This window comes from Streptomyces flaveus (genome assembly GCF_014647675.1).
Taxonomy (GTDB): domain Bacteria; phylum Actinomycetota; class Actinomycetes; order Streptomycetales; family Streptomycetaceae; genus Streptomyces; species Streptomyces flaveus.
In genome coordinates this window covers 1-22,768 of sequence record NZ_BMPQ01000034.1, presented here as the reverse complement: position 1 = coordinate 22,768, position 22,768 = coordinate 1, and the positions used below count along the sequence as shown (strand labels likewise).

General features: G+C 69.5%; 21 protein-coding genes and 2 pseudogenes. 13 read left to right on the top strand and 10 right to left on the bottom strand.

What is annotated here, in order from left to right; genetic code table 11:
* Positions 1-23: 23 nt before the first annotated feature.
* The 4 genes from IEZ21_RS39300 to IEZ21_RS39285 all read right to left on the bottom strand — a co-directional run bounded on the left by IEZ21_RS39300 (position 24) and on the right by IEZ21_RS39285 (position 6,687).
* Complete coding sequence (locus tag IEZ21_RS39300; protein ID WP_246568625.1) at positions 24-2,144, bottom strand: ATP-binding SpoIIE family protein phosphatase; 2,121 nt, start codon at positions 2,142-2,144, stop codon at positions 24-26.
* A 314-nt stretch (positions 2,145-2,458) separates the two neighbouring features.
* Complete coding sequence (gene fomD / locus IEZ21_RS39295) at positions 2,459-3,151, bottom strand: cytidylyl-2-hydroxypropylphosphonate hydrolase (protein ID WP_189326612.1); 693 nt, start codon at positions 3,149-3,151, stop codon at positions 2,459-2,461.
* Between the two features lie 73 nt (positions 3,152-3,224).
* Positions 3,225-4,610, bottom strand: a complete 1,386-nt coding sequence (locus IEZ21_RS39290; protein WP_189326611.1) for a class II fumarate hydratase — start codon at positions 4,608-4,610, stop codon at positions 3,225-3,227.
* A gap of 409 nt (positions 4,611-5,019) precedes the next feature.
* Positions 5,020-6,687 carry a fumarate hydratase gene (locus IEZ21_RS39285; RefSeq protein ID WP_033323756.1) on the bottom strand — a complete coding sequence of 556 codons (1,668 nt, stop codon included), beginning with the start codon at positions 6,685-6,687 and terminating at the stop codon, positions 5,020-5,022.
* Positions 6,688-6,889: 202 nt separating this feature from the next.
* Between IEZ21_RS39285 and IEZ21_RS39280 the strand changes: the two genes are divergently transcribed.
* Positions 6,890-7,606, top strand: coding sequence for a DUF1707 SHOCT-like domain-containing protein (locus IEZ21_RS39280; protein WP_189326610.1), 717 nt, complete (start codon positions 6,890-6,892; stop codon positions 7,604-7,606).
* Between the two features lie 195 nt (positions 7,607-7,801).
* Complete coding sequence (locus tag IEZ21_RS39275) at positions 7,802-8,182, top strand: WhiB family transcriptional regulator (protein WP_033323564.1); 381 nt, start codon at positions 7,802-7,804, stop codon at positions 8,180-8,182.
* A 102-nt stretch (positions 8,183-8,284) separates the two neighbouring features.
* Here the strand turns inward: IEZ21_RS39275 and glpX are convergent, their stop codons facing one another.
* Complete coding sequence (gene glpX, locus IEZ21_RS39270) at positions 8,285-9,322, bottom strand: class II fructose-bisphosphatase (protein WP_189326609.1); 1,038 nt, start codon at positions 9,320-9,322, stop codon at positions 8,285-8,287.
* Positions 9,323-9,447: 125 nt separating this feature from the next.
* Between glpX and IEZ21_RS39265 the strand changes: the two genes are divergently transcribed.
* Positions 9,448-9,966 carry a DUF4245 domain-containing protein gene (locus IEZ21_RS39265; protein ID WP_189326608.1) on the top strand — a complete coding sequence of 173 codons (519 nt, stop codon included), beginning with the start codon at positions 9,448-9,450 and terminating at the stop codon, positions 9,964-9,966.
* Between the two features lie 43 nt (positions 9,967-10,009).
* Here IEZ21_RS39265 and IEZ21_RS39260 read toward each other — a convergent pair whose 3' ends face one another.
* A complete protein-coding gene (locus IEZ21_RS39260) occupies positions 10,010-10,255 on the bottom strand; it encodes an exodeoxyribonuclease VII small subunit (protein ID WP_189326607.1) in 246 nt (81 codons plus the stop codon).
* A gap of 9 nt (positions 10,256-10,264) precedes the next feature.
* The gene (xseA, locus tag IEZ21_RS39255) at positions 10,265-11,473 is read right to left on the bottom strand and encodes an exodeoxyribonuclease VII large subunit (protein ID WP_189326606.1); all 1,209 of its coding nucleotides are present in this window, start codon (positions 11,471-11,473) and stop codon (positions 10,265-10,267) included.
* Positions 11,474-11,797: 324 nt separating this feature from the next.
* Between xseA and IEZ21_RS39250 the strand changes: the two genes are divergently transcribed.
* A complete protein-coding gene (locus tag IEZ21_RS39250; protein WP_189326605.1) occupies positions 11,798-12,802 on the top strand; it encodes a 4-hydroxy-3-methylbut-2-enyl diphosphate reductase in 1,005 nt (334 codons plus the stop codon).
* A 53-nt stretch (positions 12,803-12,855) separates the two neighbouring features.
* Positions 12,856-13,602, top strand: a complete 747-nt coding sequence (gene ppgK, locus IEZ21_RS39245) for a polyphosphate--glucose phosphotransferase (RefSeq protein ID WP_189326604.1) — start codon at positions 12,856-12,858, stop codon at positions 13,600-13,602.
* A 107-nt stretch (positions 13,603-13,709) separates the two neighbouring features.
* On the opposite strand, the gene IEZ21_RS39240 is transcribed toward ppgK, so the two are convergent.
* Positions 13,710-14,210 carry a DUF6542 domain-containing protein gene (locus IEZ21_RS39240; protein ID WP_213089412.1) on the bottom strand — a complete coding sequence of 167 codons (501 nt, stop codon included), beginning with the start codon at positions 14,208-14,210 and terminating at the stop codon, positions 13,710-13,712.
* A gap of 322 nt (positions 14,211-14,532) precedes the next feature.
* Between IEZ21_RS39240 and ychF the strand changes: the two genes are divergently transcribed.
* From ychF to IEZ21_RS39215, 5 genes are all read left to right on the top strand, one after another.
* On the top strand, positions 14,533-15,621 hold the full coding sequence (gene ychF / locus IEZ21_RS39235) for a redox-regulated ATPase YchF (RefSeq protein WP_189326602.1): 1,089 nt from the start codon (positions 14,533-14,535) through the stop codon (positions 15,619-15,621).
* An 870-nt stretch (positions 15,622-16,491) separates the two neighbouring features.
* Complete coding sequence (locus tag IEZ21_RS39230; protein WP_246568621.1) at positions 16,492-16,998, top strand: helix-turn-helix domain-containing protein; 507 nt, start codon at positions 16,492-16,494, stop codon at positions 16,996-16,998.
* Between the two features lie 217 nt (positions 16,999-17,215).
* Positions 17,216-17,863 (top strand): hypothetical protein, encoded by a 648-nt coding sequence (locus IEZ21_RS39225; protein ID WP_189326600.1) that lies wholly within the window; start codon positions 17,216-17,218, stop codon positions 17,861-17,863.
* A gap of 10 nt (positions 17,864-17,873) precedes the next feature.
* Positions 17,874-19,070, top strand: a complete 1,197-nt coding sequence (locus tag IEZ21_RS39220) for an MAB_1171c family putative transporter (RefSeq protein WP_189326599.1) — start codon at positions 17,874-17,876, stop codon at positions 19,068-19,070.
* Positions 19,067-19,687 carry a phosphatase PAP2 family protein gene (locus IEZ21_RS39215; protein ID WP_189326598.1) on the top strand — a complete coding sequence of 207 codons (621 nt, stop codon included), beginning with the start codon at positions 19,067-19,069 and terminating at the stop codon, positions 19,685-19,687. Before IEZ21_RS39220 ends, IEZ21_RS39215 begins: the two co-directional genes overlap by 4 nt.
* 108 nt (positions 19,688-19,795) lie before the next feature.
* On the opposite strand, the gene IEZ21_RS39210 is transcribed toward IEZ21_RS39215, so the two are convergent.
* Positions 19,796-19,957, bottom strand: coding sequence for a hypothetical protein (locus IEZ21_RS39210; protein WP_189326597.1), 162 nt, complete (start codon positions 19,955-19,957; stop codon positions 19,796-19,798).
* A gap of 178 nt (positions 19,958-20,135) precedes the next feature.
* Between IEZ21_RS39210 and IEZ21_RS48115 the strand changes: the two are divergent.
* Positions 20,136-20,483 (top strand): annotated as a pseudogene (locus IEZ21_RS48115) (hypothetical protein); the annotation flags it as partial.
* Between the two features lie 35 nt (positions 20,484-20,518).
* Here IEZ21_RS48115 and IEZ21_RS39205 read toward each other — a convergent pair.
* Entirely contained in the window at positions 20,519-21,136 is a 618-nt protein-coding gene (locus tag IEZ21_RS39205) for a TetR/AcrR family transcriptional regulator (protein ID WP_189326596.1), read from the bottom strand.
* A gap of 105 nt (positions 21,137-21,241) precedes the next feature.
* Between IEZ21_RS39205 and IEZ21_RS39200 the strand changes: the two genes are divergently transcribed.
* Both IEZ21_RS39200 and IEZ21_RS48110 read left to right on the top strand, forming a co-directional pair.
* Positions 21,242-22,294 carry an aldo/keto reductase gene (locus IEZ21_RS39200; RefSeq protein ID WP_189326595.1) on the top strand — a complete coding sequence of 351 codons (1,053 nt, stop codon included), beginning with the start codon at positions 21,242-21,244 and terminating at the stop codon, positions 22,292-22,294.
* A gap of 310 nt (positions 22,295-22,604) precedes the next feature.
* Positions 22,605-22,768, top strand: a pseudogene (locus tag IEZ21_RS48110) (phosphotransferase); the annotation flags it as partial.

Below are 22,768 nucleotides of genomic sequence, written 5' to 3'. Positions count from 1 at the left end.
CGGGCTTCTGCTTGTCCTCGGTTTTATCCCCGGTTCAGCTCGAACCAGACGACCTTGCCTGTACTGAGCCGGGTCGCGCCCCACCGCCTGGCCAGCTTGTTCACCAGGTACAGCCCGCGCCCGCCCTCGTCCGTGGCGCGCGCCTGGCGCAGCCGCGGCAGCTGCGGTACGTCGTCGCCGACCTCGCAGCGCAGTACGTCCGTGCGCAGCAGGCGCAGCGAGACGGGCCGTGAGGCGTAGCGCACGGCGTTGGTGACGACCTCGCTGACGAGCAGCTCCACGGAGTCGCTCATGTCCTCCATGCCCCAGCGGGACAGCGCGCGCCGTGCGAGGCGCCTGGCCTTGCCCGGTGCCGTCTCCTCGGGATCCAGGTGCCAGACCGCGACATCGCTGGGCGCGATGCCGTCGAAGCGGGCGGCGAGCAGCGCGATGTCGTCGTCCCGGTCGCCCGGGCCGAGCATGTCGAGCACCTCGTCGCACAGCGCCTCGAGCGGCGGCGAATGGTCCGCACCGGTCAACTGGGCGGTGGCGGCGAGCTTTTCCCGCAGCTGCTCTATCCCGGTCCACACATCACGCAGCCGGGACTCCACAAGACCGTCGGTGTAGAGCAGCAGCGTGGCCCCGGCGGGCGCGTCCAGCTCGACCGCCTCGAAATCCACACCTCCTACGCCGATGGGGGCGCCCGGCGGCACCCGCAGCACCTCGGCCCGGCCGCCCAGGTGCAGCAGGACCGGCGGAGGATGGCCGGCGTTGGCGATGGTGATCCGGTGCGCGACCGGGTCGTACACGGCGTACAGGCAGGTCGCCATGCGGTCCGTGCCCAGCCGCTGGGCCTGCTCGTCGAGGTGGTGCAGTACCTCCTGCGGCGGCAGGTCGAGACCGGCGAGGGTCTGCGCGGTCGTGCGCAGCTGGCCCATGATGGCCGCCGAGGTCATGGAGTGGCCCATCACGTCACCGACGACGAGGGCGACCCGGCTGCCGGGCAGCGGAATCGCGTCGTACCAGTCGCCGCCGACCCGGGCCGTCTCGGCTGCCGGGAGGTAGCGCGAGGCGAGCCGCACACCCGTCGGACGCGGCAGCGTCTCGGGCAGCATCGTGCGCTGCAACTCGTCGGCGATGTACGCCTCGCGGCCGTACAGCACCGCCTTGTCGATGCCGAGTGCGCTGTGCGTGGCCAGCTGGGCCGCGACCAGGAGATCGTCGGCCTCGAAGGCCGGCCGGTCGGGGCGGCGCAGGAAGAGTGCCGCGCCGATCACACGCCTGCGGCCGCGCAGCGGGGCGAGGATCGCGCGCTGGCCGCCCGGCACCGTCAGCTCCTCGCCGATCAGCTCGGGCAGCGCGGCGCGGGCGGCGGGCGCGTCCGCGAAGACGGGCCGTACGCCGCGCAGCACCTCGGCGAGGGCGCCACCGGGCCGCACCTCGCACAGCTCGGAGGTCGCCCCGAGGTCGGGCTCGGACTGGAGCGCGGGCAGCAGGAAGCCCTCGGTCTCCCGGTCCTCCGGGATCCGGTCCGTACGCCGCAGCCGCAGTACGACGGGCCCGGTGGGCCGCTCGTCGCCGACCGGCAGCGGATCGCGCAGATAGACGAGGATCGCGTCCGAGTAGGTCGGCACGGTGGCCCGGCACAGGCCCATCACGATCTCGTCGAGGTCTATACCGCGGGCGATCCGCCTCGTCGCGGCCCCCACGAAACGCAGCCGGTCGCCGTCACGCCGCATGGGCATGGGCGTACCGGGCGCCGGGCCCTGCCCCTTACGGCGGTCCGGACCGGCGGGCGCCTGCGTATTCGGCTGCGCCGGAATGGACTCCGGCACCGGGCGCGGCCGGTGCGGATCCGGTTCGGTGGCCGACGGCTGGGAGTGCTCGGGACCGGCGGGCGCGGGCGTCCCGGCCGGGCCGTGACCGTCGGAGGGAGCGGGTGTGCCGTGGCTGCCCGCGGGCGTACCGGTGGCGGCACAGCGGGCTTCGGAGGGTGCGGGGGAGCCCAGGGGGCCCTGCGCCGGTAGAGCCGGAGAGCCCTGGAGCGGCGGCTCCGGGGTATGCAGCAGCGCCCCGCGGGGGTCCGCGGGGGCGGTGGGCCCGGCAGCTCCTGGCTGGTGGCCCTCGTGGGAGTTGGAGTGCTCCGTCACGCGTGTCGAATCCATCCGTCCGGGGCTGCGCGCCATGCGTGCGGTTCGTCCCGCAGGAATGCCGATACCCGGATTACGTGTCCCAGGAACGGAATTCCCGCGTGCTCAGACAGCCTCTCAGAGCCGGGCCCGGCCGGCGACGCCGACAGGGACAGCCCGTCCGGCCGCTTCCCAGCCGTACGACCGTACCCCTCGTACCCCTCGCTCACGTCCTGCCGCCCCTCGGTGACGTTTGGTCAAGCCCAGCGCATGCCGCAGGAGTTGTTGCTGCTGTGCAGCTGTTGCGGAGGACGATCCTACGGTTGTACCACGGGGGCGCAACAAGGGTCTCATGTGGACACGTGGGTGGGCGTACGGTCCCAGTCTTCCGGCAAGGACGGTACGGACCAGGCCGGATCCGGGCGCCAGTGCTGCCAGCCGTCCGAGAACGGCGGGCCCCAGGCGCGGATCACCTCCACCGCGGACCGTCCCGCCTCCCGTACGTCTTCGGCCAGTCGCCGATCCATCAGACCGTCCCGCTGAGCCTGCGCGAACTCGTCCTCGTCGCGCCAGCCCCAGGTCCGGTCCGGATACACGCTGATGTCCAGGAAGTGGTCCTCGGAGTCGACCCCACCCGCCCATCTGACCAGCGGTTCCTCCAAATTCACGTACCAGTTCTTGAACCGCCAGCCGGGCTCCCAGAACAGCCACACCGACCACGGCTCGCCGGGCCGCGCCAGCTTCAGCACACCCGTGCCGAACCAGCGGTCGAGCTGTACGGTCCGCGGCCTGGTGTAGCGGGACTCCAGCGGCTCCACATGGACGGGCGTACCGTCGGCGATCACCGGTTTCACGCACTGGGTGCCGGGCGCCATCCATACGGCGAGCAGCTCGGCGTCGTCCCGTACGACGGTCACGGGACGGCAGATGTGGACGCGCGTGCCGCCGTTCTCCCGGTACCGCCACAGGATCTGGCTCCCGGGGGTCCAGAACGCCGCCGTTCCGCCCGTCTGCACGTCTGCCACCGCTCCACCCTCTGCCATGGCCGGATTTTAGGTGCCCAGGGCATACGACGCTGCGGCGCGCGTCACGGTTCGCGTGCCGCGCGTCAGGACGTTACGGGCGTGTCATCCCCAGGACATCCAGCGCCTCGTCCAGCTGCTGAAGGGTGAGATCGCCGCGGTCGACGTACCCGGACTCCAGGACGACCTGGCGGATCGTCTTCCGCTCGGAGAGGGACTTTTTGGCCACCTTCGCGGCCTCCTCGTAGCCGATGTACTTGTTGAGCGGCGTCACCACGGACGGCGACGACTCGGCGTACTCACGAGCACGCTCGCGGTTCGCGGTGATCCCGTCGACGGTCCGGTCGGCGAGCAGCCGGGAGACGTTCGCGAGGAGGCGTACGGACTCCAGGACGTTCTTCGCGATGACCGGAAGCATCACGTTCAGCTCGAAGTTCCCGGCCGCGCCCGCCGCGGCGACGGTGGCGTCGTTTCCGGTCACTTGCGCGGCGACCATCAGCACCGCCTCGGGAATGACCGGATTCACCTTGCCCGGCATGATCGACGAGCCCGGCTGGAGGTCGGGGAGAGCGATCTCGGCGAGCCCGGTACGCGGCCCGGAGGCCATCCACCGCAGATCGTTCGCGATCTTGGTCAGCCCGACCGCGATCGTCCGCAGCTGCCCGCTCGTCTCGACGATCCCGTCCCGCGCCCCCTGCGCCTCGAAGTGGTTGCGTGCCTCGGTGAGCGGCAGCCCCGTCGTCCGCGCCACCTCGGCGATCACGGCGGCGGAGAATCCGGGCGGGGTGTTGATGCCGGTGCCGACGGCCGTCCCGCCCAGGGGCAGTTCGGCGAGCCGGGGGAGCGAGGCGCTGAGCCGCTCGATCCCGTACCGGACCTGGGCCGCGTACCCGCCGAACTCCTGGCCGAGGGTGACCGGGGTGGCGTCCATGAGGTGCGTACGCCCCGACTTCACGACGTCGGCGAACTCCTCGGCCTTCCGCTCCAGGGACGCCGCCAGGTGCTCCAGGGCGGGGACGAGGTCGCGGGTGACGGCGGCGGTGGCCGCGATGTGGATGGAGGAGGGGAAGACGTCGTTCGACGACTGCGACGCGTTCACATGGTCATTGGGGTGTACGTCCCTGCCGAGCCGTTCCGTCGCGAGGGTGGCGAGGACCTCGTTCGTGTTCATGTTGGACGAGGTGCCGGAACCCGTCTGGAAGACGTCCACAGGGAACTGCGCGTCCCAGCGCCCCTCGGCGACCTCGCCGGCCGCGTCCTGGATGGCCTCCGCGATGTCCTTCTCGAGCACGCCGAGATCGGCGTTCACCTTGGCGGCGGCTGCCTTGATCCGGGCGAGGGCTTCGATGTGCGCGCGCTCGATGTGCTGGCCGGAGATGGGGAAGTTCTCGACGGCGCGCTGAGTCTGGGCTCGCCACTTGGCGTCCGCGGGGACGCGGACTTCGCCCATGGAGTCGTGCTCGATGCGGTAGTCGGTCATGGGGGGTATAGCGCCCCCGCCGCCCCTGCCCATTCCCGTCCCTGGGGCTCTGCCCCTGGACCCCGCTGGGGCTGCGCCCCAGACCCCCATCGGCCTGAACGGCCTCGTCCTCAAGCGCCGGACGGGCTGATTGTGCCTGGGGGCGGCTGCAAAGTGTTCCCTGGGCAAGGTTCCGCTTGGGCAGCGGAAGCTCAGCTGCGGAAATCAGCCCAGGTCGGCGCAAAAGCGGAAATCAGCCCAGGTCCGCGGAAAATCAGCCCCTCCGGCGTTTGAGGAGCGGGGGTCCGGGGGCTGGCCCCCGAAACGGGGTCCGGGGCGGAGCCCCGAGCGGGTCCAGGGGCAGCGCCCCTGGCGGGGTTCGGGGCTGGCCCCGGGATGGGACGGGTAGGGGCGGCGGGGGCGAAAAAACCTAGCCCAGCCCCGGACCCCGCACCGGAATCGACGTGAACGTAGGAGCCGGCGCCGGATCCTGGAAGAAGTCGTTGCCCTTGTCGTCTACGACGATGAACGCCGGGAAGTCCTCGACCTCGATCTTCCAGACGGCCTCCATGCCGAGCTCCTCGTACTCGACGACCTCGACCTTCTTGATGCAGTCCTGGGCGAGGCGGGCGGCCGGGCCGCCGATGGAGCCGAGGTAGAAGCCCCCGTGGGCGTCACACGCGTTGGTGACCTGCTGCGAACGGTTCCCCTTCGCCAGCATCACCTTGGAGCCGCCCGCCGCCTGGAACTGCTCGACGTAGGAGTCCATGCGGCCGGCGGTGGTCGGGCCGAAGGATCCGGACGCGTAACCCTCGGGCGTCTTCGCAGGGCCCGCGTAGTACACCGGGTGGTCCTTCAGGTACTGCGGCATCTCCTCGCCCGCGTCAAGCCGCTCCTTGATCTTGGCGTGCGCGATGTCCCGGGCCACGACGAGCGGGCCGGTGAGCGAGAGCCGGGTCTTCACCGGGTACTTGGTGAGCTCGGCGAGGATGTCGTCCATCGGCTGGTTGAGGTCGATCTTCACGACGTCCCCGTCGGACTCCAGGTGCTCGTCCGTCGTCTCCGGCAGGAACCGCGCCGGGTCCGTCTCCAGCTGCTCCAGGAAGACGCCCTCCGCCGTGATCTTCGCGGTCGCCTGACGGTCGGCCGAACAGGAGACGGCGATCGCCACCGGACAGGACGCACCGTGCCGGGGGAGTCGGACCACGCGTACGTCATGGCAGAAGTACTTGCCGCCGAACTGCGCCCCGATCCCGATCCGCTGCGTCAGCTCGAAGACCTTCTGCTCCAGCTCCTTGTCCCGGAAGCCGTGGCCGAGCGGCGAGCCCTCCGCCGGGATCTCGTCCAGGTAGTGCGCGGAGGCGTACTTCGCGGTCTTCAGGGCGTACTCGGCGCTCGTACCGCCGACGACGATGGCGAGGTGGTACGGCGGGCAGGCGGCCGTACCCAGCGAACGGATCTTCTCCTCCAGGAACTTCATCATGGAGGCCTCGTTCAGGACGGCCTTCGTCTCCTGGTACAGGAACGACTTGTTGGCCGAGCCGCCGCCCTTCGCCATGAACAGGAACTTGTAGGCGCCGCCGTCCGTCGCGTACAGCTCGATCTGGGCCGGGAGGTTGGAGCCGGTGTTCTTCTCGTCCCACATCGTGAGAGGGGCCATCTGCGAGTAGCGCAGGTTCAGGTTCAGGTACGCGTCGTAGATGCCGCGGGACAGGGCCGCCTCGTCGCCGCCGTCCGTGAGCACGTTCTGTCCGCGCTTGCCCATGACGATCGCCGTGCCGGTGTCCTGGCACATCGGCAGCACGCCCGCGGCGGCGATGTTCGCGTTCTTCAGCAGGTCCAGCGCCACGAACTTGTCGTTGCTCGACGCCTCGGGGTCGTCGATGATCCGGCGCAACTGGGCCAGGTGGGCCGGGCGCAGGTAGTGCTGGATGTCGTGGATGGCCTCCTCGGCGAGCTTGCGCAGTGCCTGAGGCTCGACCTTGAGGAATGTGCGCCCGTCGGCCTCGAAGGTGGAGACACCTTCCGAGGTCACCAGCCGGTACGGGGTGGTGTCCTCCCCCTGGGGGAGCAGATCGGTGTAGACGAACTCAGGCATGTCGCCCATTCCTCACTAGTCAAAGGCAGCGGCTGGCCTCCGTCGGCAGCGCCCACCAGCGTAGGACGCGGTCGAAGGGCGGGGCTGGTGAGGTAAGGCTCAGTTGGAGTGCCGGACTGACCTTCGGTGGTTTTCCGGACGGTTTTCCACAGGACGCTTCAGGGGGTAGTCGCGATCTATCGCGTTTGGGTACGCTGCTGTCGTGGACCTTCAAAAGAGCCCCGCAGCCAACGAGAAGACGCCCGAGCGGCAGCCCTCGGCGCCGACCGAGCTGCGCGCCTCCGACGCCGACCGTGACCGGACCGCCGACATCCTGCGCGAAGCCCTCGCCGAGGGGCGTCTCACCGCGGAGGAGCACTCCGAGCGGGTCGAGGAGGTCTTCCGCGCCAAGACCGTCGGCGAACTCGAACCGCTCGTCCGGGATCTCCCGGGTGAGCACCGCGGGAGCGCGACGCGGGCGTACCAGCCGGCGCCGAACCATCCCACCCCGGGAGCGGTGCCCCCGGTCGCCGACGAGAACGTGGTGGCGGTCCTGAGCTCCGCGACCCGCAAGGGCCGTTGGCGAATAGGCCGCCGCACGCACGTGTACGCCATCTTCGGCAGCGTCGAGATAGACCTCAGCGAGGCGATCTTCGAGCACCGGCAGGTCGTCATCAAGGCCATCTCGGTCTTCGGCAGCGTGGAGATCCGCGTCCCGGAGAACGTCTCGCTGCGGGGCAACGGTGGCGGTGTGCTCGGCAGTATCGAGGTGCGCACGCTGGATTCGGGCGAGCAGGACGCACCCGTGGTCTATGTGGACGGACTGGCCATATTGGGAAGCATTGAGGCAAAACCCAAGCGCGGCAAGGTGGTTGAGGATCTTCTCGACCGGCTCGGTGACCGGGTGAACGACAAGTTGCGCAAACACCTGGGCCATTGACGGTCGCGAATTCGGCGGCGATTCAACGGCGTTTTGGCGGCGCCTCGACGGCAAGCGGAGCGATCTGATCCGCTCGCACCCGCTCGGACCTGCGAAGAACTCCCGTGCTTCGGAACTCAGTGCATAGGCGCGCGCACAGCGGGTAGGCCTTGTCGCATCGTCGCTCGCTCGCGAAGCCGTCGTCAGGAGTAGACCGTGCTGCATCCGCCGCATCAGTCCCTGCAGGTCGCTGCCGTTCCGCCCCAGGGGGTTCCGGTGCGTGAGAGGGACCAGGACGCCCCGTGGCATACGGAGGCCGTGTGCCGCCGCGACGAGGCCGGGCTGTTCTTCGCACCCTCAAAAGAGCCCACAGCGGCCCGGCTGTCCCGCGAGGATGCGGCAAAGCGGGTCTGCGCACGCTGCCCGGTGATGGTCCAGTGCCGCGAACACGCGCTGGTGCAACCCGAGCCGTACGGAGTCTGGGGCGGCCTCACCGCCGCCGAGCGCCGCGTGGTCCTGGCCCGACGCCGCCGCCGCGACCTCGAACTGAAGAAGGCGGCTCGCTCCACGGCGGGACAGATAGCGGCGGCTGGCTAGTCGAGATGTGAACGGGGCGCCCCTCCGCACAAGGGGCGCCCCGTTCACGTACGTACGCCGTTCACGTACGTACGACTGCTGCTTCTGGCTTCTACTTTGCTTCTACTTCGCCTTGTCGAAGTCGATGGTGCTGTAGGCACGCAGCTTGCTCAGCCGGTGCTCGGAGGTGATCTGGCGGACCGTGCCGGACTTGGAGCGCATGACGATCGACTCGGTCGTCGCCGTCTCGGCGCGGTAGCGCACGCCGCGCAGCAGCTCGCCGTCGGTGATGCCGGTCGCGACGAAGAAGACGTTCTCGCCGGAGACCAGGTCGTCGGTGAACAGGACGCGGTCGAGATCGTGGCCCGCGTCGACGGCCCGCTGCTTCTCCTCGTCGTCCTTGGGCCAGAGCTTGCCCTGGATGGTGCCGCCCAGGCACTTGACCGCGCAGGCCGAGATGATGCCCTCCGGCGTGCCGCCGATGCCCAGCAGCAGATCGATGCCGGTGCCTTCGCGCAGGGCGAGGATCGAGCCCGCGACATCGCCGTCGGAGATCAGCTTGATGCGCGCGCCGGTCTCCCGGATCTCCTTGATGATGCCCTCGTGCCGCGGCCGGTCGAGGATGACGACGGTGACGTCCTCGGGCGTGGACCGCTTGGCCTTGGCGACCCGGCGGATGTTCACGGACACCGGGGCGTTGATGTCGACGAAGTCGGCGGCCTCGGGGCCGGTGACCAGCTTGTCCATGTAGAAGACGGCGGACGGGTCGAACATGGTGCCGCGGTCGGCGGCGGCCAGCACGGCGATCGCGTTCGTCATGCCCTTCGCGGTCAGCGTGGTGCCGTCGATCGGGTCGACGGCGATATCGCACTCGGGGCCAGTCCCGTCGCCGACGCGCTCCCCGTTGAACAGCATCGGGGCCTCGTCCTTCTCACCCTCCCCGATGACGACGACGCCGTTCATCGAGACGGTGGAGACGAGGGTGCGCATGGCGCGTACGGCGGCTCCGTCGGCGCCGTTCTTGTCGCCGCGGCCGACCCAACGGCCCGCGGCCATCGCGGCGGCTTCGGTGACCCGGACGAGTTCCAGGGCGAGGTTGCGGTCGGGGGCCTCGGACGGGACCTCGAGCTCGGACGGCAGGTGATGATGGTTCTCGGTCATCGGAGCGCACCTTTCTGATACGACGACGGCCGGATGAGGGTGTGGCTGACTCTATCCTCAGTCCGACAAAATGAGCAGGGGCCCCCACGGATGAGCAGACCAGTACACCTGCGACGATGAAGGGCGTGGCAGGTATGAAAGGCAAACAGACGGTCCGGGACATGGTGCTCTCCCTGGGCCTGATCGGAATCGTCGCGGGAGTCATCTACGTCTTCATTCCCCATGACGACTCCGAGCCCCCGCTCAAGCAGGTGGATTACCGCGTGGAGCTCCTCACAGCACGCCGCGCGGCCACCTATCCGGTGGCGGCCCCCGAGGGCCTGTCCAAGGAGTGGAAGGCGACATCGGTGCGGTTCGAGGGCGACAACTTCGACGCCTGGCACCTCGGCTTCCATGATCCCGACGGTGACTACGTGGCGGTCGAGCAGTCCACTCAGAAGCCCTCGACGTTCATTGACGAGGCCGGCCAGGGCGCCGAGGAGACGGACGTCACCGAGCGCATCGGCGAGCAGACCTGGACTCGGTACGAGGGCCCGAAGTACGACGCCCTCGTCCTGCGGGAGGAAGGCTCCACGACGGTGGTGACGGGCACGGCGTCGTTCGGAAAGCTGACGAAGATGGCCGAGGCCCTGAAGATGTCCTGAGAGGGCCGAAGGTGTCCTGAGGCGTTGAAGACGTCCTGAGGGCTTACTCGGAGTCGTCCGCCGCATCGTCGGCCGAGGACTCCGCCTCCTCTTCGGCCAGCGCCGCGTCCAACCGCTTGCGCGCCCCGTCCAGCCAGCGCCGGCACACCTTGGCGAGTTCCTCGCCGCGCTCCCAGAGGGCCAGGGACTCCTCGAGGGTCGTGCCGCCCGCCTCCAGGCGGCGTACGACCTCGATCAGCTCGTCCCGCGCCTGCTCGTACCCGAGCGTCTCGTCCACTTTGCTGGTCATGCGCCCACCCTATGCATCCACTCGAACCGTGAACTCACCCTCGGCGACCCGCGCCCGCAGCGGCTCCTCGGCCGTCACCTCGTCCGGTGCCCGGACCACGTGGCCGTCGGACTTCTGCAGGACCGCATAGCCGCGCCGGAGGGTCGCGGCGGGGGAGAGGCCCACCACGCGCGCGTGCGTGTGCGACAGCTCCGAATCGGCACGGTCGAGGAGGTGTCCGAGGCAGCGCCGGGCGCGGTCGAGCAGCGCGTCGATCTGGGCCTCGCGCTCCTCGATCATGCGGTGCGGAACCTCTATCGAGGGCCGGGCCAGCGCGTGCGCGAGGCCGCGCTCCTCCCGCTCGATGAGGGACAGGACGCTGCGCCGCGCCCGGTCCCGCAGGAACTGGACCCGCTCGTACTCCTCGCCCACGTCCGGCACGACCTTCTTGGCCGCGTCCGTGGGCGTGGACGCGCGCAGATCGGCCGCGTAGTCGAGCAGCGGGTTGTCCGGCTCGTGCCCGATCGCCGAGACCACGGGCGTACGGCAGGACACGACGGCCCGTACGAGCTGCTCGTCCGAGAACGGCAGCAGGTCCTCCACGCTGCCGCCGCCGCGCGCCACGATGATCACGTCCACGTCGTCGAGCGCGTCCAGCTCCTTGACGGCCTGGATGACCTGCGGCACCGCGTGCACGCCCTGCACGGCGACGTTGCGCACCTCGAAGCGGACGGCGGGCCAGCGGCGCCGGGCGTTCTCGAGTACGTCCCGCTCGGCGGCTGAGGCCCGCCCGCAGACGAGGCCGATGAGCTGGGGGAGAAAGGGCAGCGCCTTCTTGCGCTCGGCAGCGAACAGGCCCTCACTGGCGAGGGCCTTCTTCAACTGCTCCAGGCGGGCGAGCAGTTCGCCCACGCCCACCGGCTTTATCTCGGCGGCCCGGAGGGAGAGCTGGCCCCTGGGCGCGTACCACTCCGGCTTCGCGTGGACCACCACGCGCGCGCCCTCGCTCACCACGTCGGCCACCGCGTCGAACACCTGCCGGTAGCAGGTGACGCTCACGGAGATGTCGTACGACGGATCGCGCAACGTCATGAAGACGACGCCCGCGCCCGGCCGCCGCGACAACTGGGTGATCTGCCCCTCGACCCACACGGCACCGAGCCGGTCGATCCACCCCCCGATGAGCCGCGACACCTCACCGACGGGCAGCGGGGCGTCCGCGGACGTGTTCGCAGCCATGCGCCCGAGAGTATCGGCCGGGTCCGACAATGCGGGTGCCTCCGGCGGTTGGGGCGGGGCGCCTGTGGGTTCGTCGGGGGTCGGGGCCGCGACGGGGGTGCCCGTCCTCGGACCGGCGCGCGAGCTGTCGGCTGGTAGAAGTTGCTCGGGTTGGCGCGCCGGCCGTTGCGGGCGGACGCCCCCGCCCCGTCCCCTTCCCGCCGTGGGCGGCCGCGGGTTCATGGGGGCGCGCCTCCATGCCCGGGGGCCGGGTCGGGACGGCGACCGTGCGCCCCCGCCGGGCTGTCCACAGGGGATCTTCGGCCTGCGGGACGCGGCCTTACGATGGTTGGCATGACTGCTTCGACTGGCCGCCGTGTCCTGCTTGCCGCCCCCCGAGGCTACTGCGCGGGTGTGGACCGCGCCGTGATCGCCGTCGAGAAGGCCCTCGAGCAGTACGGGGCCCCGATCTATGTCCGCCACGAGATCGTCCACAACAAGTACGTCGTGCAGACCCTGGAAAAGAAGGGTGCGATTTTCGTCGAGCAGACGGCGGAGGTCCCCGAGGGGGCGATCGTCATGTTCTCGGCGCACGGCGTCGCGCCCGTCGTCCACGACGAGGCCGCCCAGGGCAAGCTCGCCACCATCGACGCGACCTGCCCGCTGGTCACCAAGGTCCACAAGGAAGCCGTCCGGTTCGCCCAGGACGACTTCGACATCCTCCTGATCGGTCACGAGGGCCACGAGGAGGTCATCGGTACGTCCGGTGAGGCGCCCGACCACATCACGCTCGTCGACGGCCCCGAGGATGTCGCCAACGTCGAGGTCCGCGACCCCTCCAAGGTCGTCTGGCTCTCCCAGACCACCCTCTCCGTGGACGAGACGATGGAGACGGTCGACGCCCTCAAGGAGAAGTTCCCGCAGCTCATCGCCCCGCCCAGCGACGACATCTGCTACGCCACGCAGAACCGTCAGCTCGCCGTGAAGCAGATGGGCGCCGATTCCGACCTGGTCATCGTGGTCGGCTCGCGCAACTCCTCCAACTCCAAGCGGCTCGTGGAGGTCGCCAAGCTCGCGGGCGCGAGTGAGGCGTACCTCGTGGACTTCGCGGACGAGATCGACGAGGCCTGGCTGGAGGGCGTCACGACGGTCGGTGTGACCTCGGGCGCGTCCGTGCCGGAGGTGCTGGTGGAGCAGGTCCTGGAGTTCCTCTCCACCCGCGGTTTCGAGGACGTCGAGATCGTCAAGGCCGCCGAGGAGTCCATCACCTTCTCGCTCCCCAAGGAACTGCGCCGCGATCTGCGCGCGGAGGCGGCGGCACTGGTCGCGGAGCGCACGGCCGAAAAGTAGCCGGAAGGCAAGGCCGAGAAGTGACTCTCAGTCGTACGTCGTAACGTGGGCCCATGCAGATCTTCGGCGTGGACATCGGTGGATCAGGGATCAAGGGCGCTCCCGTGGACCTGGACCGGGGAGGCCTGGCGCACGAGCGCCACAAGGTGCTCACCCCGCACCCCTCGACCCCCGACGCGGTGGCCGACGGTGTGAAGGAGGTCGTCGGCCACTTCGGCTGGACGGGCCCGGTCGGGGTGACGTTCCCGGGTGTGGTCACCGGCGGCTCCACCATCCGTACGGCCGCAAATGTGGACAAGAAATGGATAGACGTCGACGCGCGTGTGCTGCTCAGCGAGCGCCTCGGCGGCCTCCCGGTGACGATCCTGAACGACGCGGACGCGGCGGGCGTGGCCGAGATGCGTTTCGGCGCGGGGCGCGACCGTCAGGGCACGGTCATCGTCCTCACCTTCGGTACGGGCATAGGCAGCGCCCTCTTCGTCGACGGCGTCCTCGTGCCGAACACGGAGCTGGGCCACCTCGAACTGCACGGCCACGACGCCGAGAAGCACGCCTCCACCAAGGCCAAGGACGACCACGAGCTGAGCTGGGAGCACTGGGCCCGGCGCGTCCAGAAGTATCTCGCGCATGTGGAGATGCTCTTCTCACCCGAGCTCTTCATCGTCGGGGGCGGGGTCAGCCGCAAGTCCCACAAGTTCCTGCCGCTGATCGAGGGCATCAAGGCGGAGATCGTCCCGGCGCAGCTGCAGAACAACGCGGGGATCGTGGGGGCGGCCATGCGGGCGGCGAAGGCGGGGTAGCGGCGGCTGCCCCTCCGTCCCGTACGACGGCTCGTACGGCTGTGGAGTGTCTCGTACGAATGTGGGGGCGGGCCGGGCTGCAGGAGACGGGTCGCGTCGGGCCGTTCTCAGACCGGGCGACGTCGCGGCTGAGCCTGTGCCCTGGCCCGAGCCGCGGGCTTCTGCTGCGCCGGAGGCCTTGGCGGCTGGGCCGCCGCCCGGAGCTGTGCCGCCCGCCGGTTCATGAGGCGGAGCTTGCGGACGGTCACGATGAGGCCGGCGATCAGCGTGCCGCCGTACAGCCAGCCCGCGTGCATCGCGAGGGCGGTGAACAGCCCCATCAGCCCGTCCCCGAACCCTCCGTCGCTGCCGGCGATGGGCAGCAGTCCGAAGGCGAACGCGATGGGTACGGCGATCGGCGCGGTGACGAGGTCGGCCCGGCGCACCCAGATCGCGGTCAGCGCGCAGACCGACAGGAACAGCATCCCGTAGACGGCGAGGGACGCCCCGAAGAGCAGCCGGTCGAGACAGGCGAGCGTGAACATCGACGCGATGCAGAACAGACCGCTGCCGAGCCCGGTGAGCCGCGGGTTCGGCATCCTGTGTACCGCGAGCACCAGCGAGGACACGGGCAGCGGGCTCCGGGGCAGACCGGGCCGGCCCTGCTGGGGCGTACGGGCTCCGCCGCGCGCGGCCTGCGGGGGAACGGGCGGGTCGCTGCGCGGTCGCGACGGAGGCCGGGGCTGGGACCTGGGCTGAGAGGGGCGCGTCCTGTGTTGCTCCACCGGTCCAACTTAGGTCGGTTTATGTGTGGAATGGCTTCCCGGACACGCGCTTTGATCGACCTTGGCCAAGCGTTCGATACGTCGCCGGTCCGGGGCGCCGCACGCCGTAGACTGGTGGATCGGTCCGCCCGGGTCTCCACCAACCTCATGTACGGGAAGTCGCAACGTGTCGCTCACGATCGGAATCGTCGGTCTGCCGAATGTCGGCAAGTCGACCCTGTTCAACGCCCTGACCAAGAACGACGTGCTGGCGGCCAACTACCCGTTCGCCACGATCGAGCCGAACGTCGGCGTGGTCGGCGTCCCCGACGCCCGGCTGACGAAGCTGGCCGAGATCTTCGGTTCGCAGAAGATCCTCCCCGCCACCGTCGACTTCGTCGACATCGCGGGCATCGTGCGCGGCGCGAGCGAGGGCGAGGGGCTGGGCAACAAGTTCCTGGCCAACATCCGCGAGTCCGACGCGATCTGCCAGGTCATCCGTGCCTTCAAGGACGAGGACGTCGTACACGTCGACGGCAGGATCTCGCCGAAGGACGACATCGAGACGATCAACACCGAGCTGATCCTCGCGGACCTGCAGACCATCGAGAAGGTCCTGCCGCGCCTCCAGAAGGAGTCACGGATCAAGAAGGACGTCGGGCCGAAGGTGGCCGCGGTCGAGGCGGCCAAGGAGATCCTGAACGCCGGACAGACCCTGTTCGCCGCGGGCATCAAGCAGGACTCGGAGCAGGAGGCCCTCCTCCACGACCTGCACCTGCTCACCGTCAAGCCGTTCCTGTACGTCTTCAATGTCGACGAGGACGAACTGACCGACGAGGCCTTCAAGGCCGAGCAGCGCGCCCTGGTCGCCCCCGGCGAGGCGATCTTCCTGAACGCCAAGCTGGAGGCGGACCTCGCCGAACTCGACGACGAGGACGCCCTGGAGCTCCTCCAGTCCGTCGGCGCCGAAGAACCCGGCCTCGCCACACTCGCCCGAGTCGGCTTCAACACCCTCGGCCTCCAGACCTACCTCACGGCCGGCCCCAAGGAATCCCGCGCCTGGACCATCAAGAAGGGCGCCACGGCGCCCGAGGCCGCCGGAGTCATCCACACCGACTTCCAGAAGGGCTTCATCAAGGCCGAGATCATCTCCTTCGAGGACCTGGTGGAGACGGGTTCGGTCGTCGAAGCGCGCGCCAAGGGGAAGGCGCGTATGGAGGGCAAGGATTATGTGATGCGGGACGGGGACGTGGTGGAGTTCCGCTTCAACGTTTAGTTTCGCGTCGAACTTGCCCTCTGACCTGCGTTTGTGCAGGTCAGAGGGCGATTCGCTGCCCGGATCCGCGCGTTGCGGCGGAACGTTCAAGGCCTGGGTTCGCGAGATGCGCCGCAGTGTTTGTGCAGGTCAGGGCGTTTCCGTCCGGTGGTTGAATCTGGGTGGGGTTTCCGGTTGCTGGATTTTTGCTGGTTCTGTCGGCGTGGCTGGAGGGCCTGGAGGAGCCGGGTGAGCGCGGTGTAGAGGGCGGTCGCGGGGCGACCATGGCGATAGCGAGGGTCTTGGCGCCGATGAGGGTGGACTGTCGGTGTCCGGCGAAGACGAGCAACCGGTCGCGCGCAGCTTGAAGTCCAGCACCTCACCTGCGGCAAGTGTGTCCATCACCAGATACCAGACGGGCACGAACAGTACGAGCAGTAGACCGGCGAGCCGGTTGCGGGTCTGCTCGCGCACCGAGAAGGCGAGGTGGAGGAGTTCGCGCCGGTTCGTGTCCTTCGGTACCCAGGTGCCGCCTCGGGCTTCCTCCAGGGGGCTTCGCATCCTCAAGCGATCGCCCATGAGGGGCACACCACACAGGGTCGGGAGCTCCCCCGCGCTCCCGACCCGCCCCGTCCCCCCGTGGCCCGTCCCCGTTGTAGATGGGCGCCGCATGCGTTCCCCCGTTTTGGACCGCACGCGGCGCCCATCTACTTTGTTTTACGGGCGCTCCCTCAGTATGCCGACACGCCTTCAGCTCGTCAATCAGACTTTACGCACTCGCGCCGCTATCCTCCTCCGTAAACTTCGGTGCACAGTGAAGGCGCGCAGTGAAGGTGTGGCCGCGATGAGCGACCAGTGATGTCGACGGTGTCAGCGGCAAGGGGTGATCGGGTGGAGAGCCGGAGTCCGGCGAGCGGGCGCACCATCGCCCAGAAGCTCGACCACCTGATTGGCACGGTCCATCCCGCCGACCGGGGCCCGCTCAGCTACATGGAGATCGCCGAGGGGATCCGCACGAAGGCCGGGCCGGACGGGCCGACGGTGTCGCATGCCACGATCCAGAAGATCCGCAAGGGCGAGATCGTCGATCCGAAGGTCAGCACCCTCACCGTGATCGCGGGCTACTTCGGCGTCCCCGTGACCTACTTCTTCGACGACACGGTGGCCGATCGGGTCGACGCCAAGCTCGCCCGGATCAAGGAACGGGTAGAGCTGACCCGGGCTCAGCGGGAGCTGGTGAAGATCCTGGAGGACAGTGACGTACGGGATGTCGCGCTGCGCATGAACGGCCTGTCGGCCGGCAGCATCCAGGCGATCCGCGGAGTCATCGATCAGGCACGCAGGCTGGAGGGGCTGCCAGAGCCGCCGCCCGGCCGCGCGCGGGACGCGAAGTCCTGAGGGCCTGGGACCCGGGACCTGGACTCCTGGCGCACGAGGGACGCGAGGTCCTGAGCGCCCGGCACACTCCGTGCTGAGGTGCGAGCCGCCCGCGGCCGGAATACACCGGTGCGCGGGGCGGTCGCCTCGGCGTGACTTGAGCGTGCGCACACCATCACTTAGGCTCGCGCGGACATCTGTTCGCTCCGTTTAGCGGACAACGCTTCGGCGGAATGTCATGGACACCCGGGACGTCCGGCCAGCCAAGATCTGCTCGGCCAGCGAGGACCGCATGTACATCACGCGCCGCCGCGCCCGCTGCGAGGCCGCCGCCGACGTGGTCGCCATCCCGCGCCCCTTCGACCTCGACGCCCTGTGCGAGGGCATCGCCGCCCAGCGCGGCCGTCCGTTGCGCCTGGTCGCCCTGGAGGGCGCCCCGGACAGCAGCATGCCCTGCGGGGTCTTGGTGGCCACCGAGAGCGCTGACCTCATCTTCTACGAGCCGGCGACCAGCGCCCTGCACAAGCTCCAGATCGTGCTGCACGAGCTCGCCCACCTGCTCCTCGGCCATGGCGGGCCGGACTCCGAACGGCCCGCGTACGCCACCCGGTTGCTGCCGGGCGCCAAGGACGGCCAGGACGACGGGGGCGCCGACGAGGACGAGGACGACGATCTCGGGATCGACCTGGACCAGGTGCTGCACATCCTCGGGCGCACCAGCTACAGCGACAACGAGGAGAAGGACGCCGAACTTCTCGCGACGATTCTCAGCCACCGCATCCTCGATCGCGAAGCCACCACGAACCCCGTGTTGGAACGGCTCGGCGACGCCCTCGGCCACCCCATCCGCACCTCCTCGGACACTCCCCGGGACCACAGATCGTGAGGGCGCGCATATGACCACCGTGGTTCTGGTCCTGCTGTGGACGGTCGCCGTCTGGCGTGCCCCCTCGGCCGTACGGTCGTCGAAACAGCGCACCCTGTGGGTCGCCTTCGCCGCGCTGACGCTCGCCATGACCCTGCGCACCCCGGCCGTCATGCACGCCATCGACGGCGGCACCGGCATCAACAACCTGTCGACCCTGTTCAAGCAGTACCTGGGCATCACGGCGGCGGGCGCCGTCCTGGAGTTCGTCTACGTCATATCCCGGCCCTACAGCCGCACCGGAGTACGGCGCCGGATGGCCGCCGCCGGGGCGACCATGGCCGTGCTGACCATCCTGTTCGCCCTCGTACCGCGCCGGACCGAGGCCGAGGACTTCTTCGACCGCGCCGCCGGGTCCGTCCCGGCCACCGCCTACCTGCTCGTCTGGTTCGCCTATCTGGGCACCGCGATGGCCATGGCCACCTGGCTCTTCTGGGGCTCCAGCCGGCACGCGGGCGCGGGCTGGCTGCGCACCGGCCTGCGGCTGCTCGGCGCGGGCACGGCGGCAGGGGTGGCGTACGCGCTGGCTCGCGCCGTCTACCTCGTACTGCGCCTCACCGAGGTGACCGGACCCGGCAGCGACGCGGACGCGAGCGCGGTCACGGACGCGATGAAGCAGGCCGCCATCGGCCTGATCCTCGTCGGCAGCTCCGTCCCGGCCGTCGGAGTGGCCTGGCGGGCGGCTCGGCACTGGCGGTACCTGCGCGCGCTGCGCCCCCTGTGGCAGGACCTGACCGAGGCCGTCCCCGAGGTCGTGCTGGGCGAAGAGCTGCGCCGCCGGGAGCTGCGGATGCGGCTGCACCGCCAGGTCGTCGAGATCCGCGATGCGATCCTCGCTCTCCAGCCGTACGTCTCGGCTGCCCAGCGGGACGCCGCCGACGACGCCGTGCCCGCTGCCCGGCGGGACCTCGCGGAGGCCTGCTGGATCGAGACCGCCCGCCACGCCAAGCTCGCCGACCGGGCCCCCGACGACGCCGTCCAGCGCCGCGCCTTCGGCTCCGCGGGCGACGACGCCAACCTCGATCTCGAAGCCGAGGCCCAGTGGCTGGAGCGGATCGAGGTGGCCCGGGCTGGCGACACCGTACGGGACTTCGTCCGTGCCCACAGCGCGTCCGGACACAGCGCGTCCGACAGCGATCTCGCCTCCCAGCAGAAAGCCCCCCAGTGACCAGCACACCAGCGACCAGCACCGAACCCGGTTCCGCCGCACCGCCGGAGTCCCGCGCCGCCCGGCTCGTCACCGACCACTTCGAGCCGAAGAACTGGATCATCGCCGTCACCCTGCTCGTCGGCTGGCACACCGACGGACTGGCCGGGGTCGGCTGGGGGCTGTTCGGCGCGCTGTTCGCGGCCGTCATCCCGGTGCTCTTCATCAAGCTCGGTATCCGGCGCGGCACTTGGGCCGACCGTCACCTCGGCAAGCGGCAGCAGCGGCTCGTGGTCATGGTCTTCATCATCTGCTCGGTCTCCACCGGTACCCTGCTGATGAGCGCCCTGGACGCTCCCTCGGCCATGATCGCGCTCATCGCGGCGATGGTCAGCACACTGGTCGTCCTCATTGCCATCACCTTCACCTGGAAGATCTCCGTCCACGCCGCCGTCTCCTCCGGCAGCATCGCCATCCTCGCCCTCGACTACGGCCCTTGGCTGCTGGCCGTCTACCCTCTGGTCGCCCTGGTCGGCTGGTCCCGCATCGCACTGCGCGACCACACCCCGGCCCAGGTCGTGGCGGGAGCGGTACTGGGCGGGGTGGTGGCGGGGGTGACGTTCGGGCTGTTGAGGTGACGGGGAGTATCACGGGGGGCGAAGCCGATGTCCTCACCGCGACCGCGGCCCTCGGCTGGGGCCTCGAAGCGTGACTGCGCAATCCGAACAGCGGGGGCGGCTCCACGGTCACCGTCTGCGCTGCTCCGGAAGGCCGAGACGGCGGCGCAGTTCGACCGGGTCGGGGAGGGCGCGGATGTCGTTGCCCTCTTCTTCGGCTCGCAGGCGGCGGTACTCGCAGTCGTCCAGCATCGCCAGGATGCGTTCCCTGGCCGCTCCGCCTGCTGCCACGGGGTGCCGTCCGGCAGCAGTCGGGCGATGAGCAGGTCCAGGCGGCGACAGGCTCAGGGACAGCTTTGATTGGTGTGACGGTTGCTGGATCTCTGCTGGTTCGGTCGGTATGGCTGGAAGGCCAGGAGGGGCCGGGTTGGCGGCGGCTTGGAGCCCCGCCGCCGTTGCCCAGGCCGGTCTGGCGGGTGCTCAGGTTCTGGCGGCGCCGGCATGCGTGGGGCCTCTGGGGGTGCCGCTGCTGGTTCGGCCGAGCACCGTGCTGCGCCGGCACCGCGACTTCACCGCGCGTCGGACGCCGCCGCCTCCCGTCCCAAGCGCCCGGGACGGCCGCCGGCGGTGCACTCAGTCCGGTGCCCTGGTGCTGCGCACGGCGCGGGAGAACCCCAGCTGGGAATATGCCCTACTGGCCTGCGACTTCTTCGAGACAGTCACCCTGTCCGGGGCGCGGCTGTATGTGTTGGCGGTGATCGAGCACACCGGTCGGCGGATCCGGGCATTGGGTGCCACCGGACATCCGACCGCATCCCAGCGACGGATGCGGGAAGCCGGTCACACAAGACCTCATACACCCCGCAGGTATGCTCCCGCGCGCGCAGCAGTTGCGGCCGCCTCGGCGGCCCGGTCTGCGGCGGCTTCGTCGATGCTCTCGCCGCTGGTCAGCAGGCGGTAGTAGAGGGGGGCGGAGACAGCACGGATCACCTCGTGGACATCGGTGTCCTCAGGCACCTCGCCCCGGTCGATGGCCTGCTGGACGCAGGGTGCCCACTCCTTGACGCGGATGTCGTAGAAGCGGTGCAGAGCCTCGGCCGTCTTCGCATCGCAGGTGGCGGCCGCGATCACTGCCTTGAACAGGGCTCCCTGCCGCGGGTCGGCCAAGGTGCGCTGCACGAGCCGGGCGTTGGCCTTGAGATCACCGAACAGCGAGCCGGTCTCGGTACGTGGCAGTGACTGCTCGGCCATGTCCAGCAGCAAGTCGGCCACCAGGCGGGTCACGGTTCCCCAGCGGCGGTAGACGGTGGTCTTGCCCACCTCGGCACGGCGCGCGATGTCGGCGAGGTCCAGGGGGGCAAAGCCGTGCTCCGCCAAGGCGTCACCAGTCGCCTGCAGGACCGCAGCCCGCACCCGCGCCGTGCGCCCTCCGGGACGGACAGTTCCCGAATCCGCACCCTCAAACCTCATAACGGGACTCCAGTTTCGTTAACGGCTTACGCCTGCTAAGTTGAGGGACACACTAACGGAACTCCAGAACCATTAGCCGGGTCGGGCAACCAGAGAGGAACAGCCATGGAATACAGGCGACTGGGGGCATCCGGCCTCAAGGTCCCCGCACTGAGCCTCGGCGCGGGCACCTTCGGCGGCCGAGGACCGCTGTTCGGTGCCTGGGGCAACACCGATGCGCAAGAAGCACGCCGCCTCGTGGACATCTGCGTCGACGCCGGGATCACGATGTTCGACACCGCCGACGTCTACTCCAGCGGCGCCTCCGAGGAGGTGCTGGGCGAAGCGATCAAAGGCCGCAGGGACCAGGTGATCGTGTCCACCAAGACCAGCCTGCCGATGGGCGACGGCCCAGGAGAGGCGGGCTCCTCCCGTTCGCGTCTGATCACCGCATGCGAGGACGCCCTGCGCCGGCTGGGCACCGACTACATCGACCTGTTCCAGCTGCACGCCTTTGACGCCGGCACACCGCTCGAGGAAGTCCTGTCCACACTCGACACTCTCGTACGAGCAGGAAAGGTCCGCTACCTCGGCATCTCCAACTTCTCCGGGTGGCAGGCGATGAAGTCCCTTGCGGTCGCGGAGAGGTACGGCCACCCGCGCTATGTCGCACATCAGGTCTACTACTCCCTCGTCGGCCGCGACTACGAATGGGAGCTGATGCCCCTCGGGCTGGATCAGGGCCTCGGAGCCGTCGTCTGGAGCCCTCTCGGCTGGGGACGGCTCACCGGGAAAGTCCGCCGCGACCAGCCGCTACCGGCCAATAGCCGACTGCACCACACCGCGGACTACGGCCCGCCGGTCGAGGACGAACACCTCTACCGCGTGGTCGACGCCCTCGACGAGATCGCGCAGGAGACCGGCAGAACCATTCCGCAAATCGCCATCAACTGGCTGCTGCAGCGTCCGACCGTCTCCTCCGTCATCATCGGCGCCCGCAACGAGCAGCAGCTTCGCCAGAACCTCGGCGCCGTCGGCTGGACGCTCACGCCCGGCCAGATGGCGAAACTCGATGCGGTGAGCGGCAAGACGGCGCCCTACCCGTACTTTCCCTACCAGCGCCAGGAAGGCTTCGCCCGTCTCAACCCAGCAGTTGTCGGGCCTCCGCCTGCTGTATGACATCGGCATCAAGTAGCTGGACTGCAGCCGCGCCTCCATGTCCGCCAACTCGGCGCCCAGCTGGACCACGGACAGTGGCCACGAGACCTCACACCGAGGAATGCGCGACAGCCGATTGCGCGAGGCCGCCGGTTTCAGGGAAGGACCAGTGGGTTCAGGGGACATGCTGCGCCAGCTTCGAGAAGCTGGTGCGCGGAGTCCCGTAGCAGGTGACGGCGGTGGAGAAATCCGGTCGACAGGCGAGTGCGCGACGCACTGTGATGGCCCCGACTGCCCGCCGCACGGAGTGGGCCGACTCCAGGAGCTGCTCTTGGCAACCGAGAGGAATCCGGACGCCCGCCCCGCAATCGACGCCACGTTGGCCAGGCGTCTGGTCGATACGCAGTTCCCGCAGTGGGCCGGGCTCTCTCTGCAGCTGCTCGACCCGGCCGGCTCGGACCATGTGATCCACCGGCTGGGGGAGGAGCTGTCTGT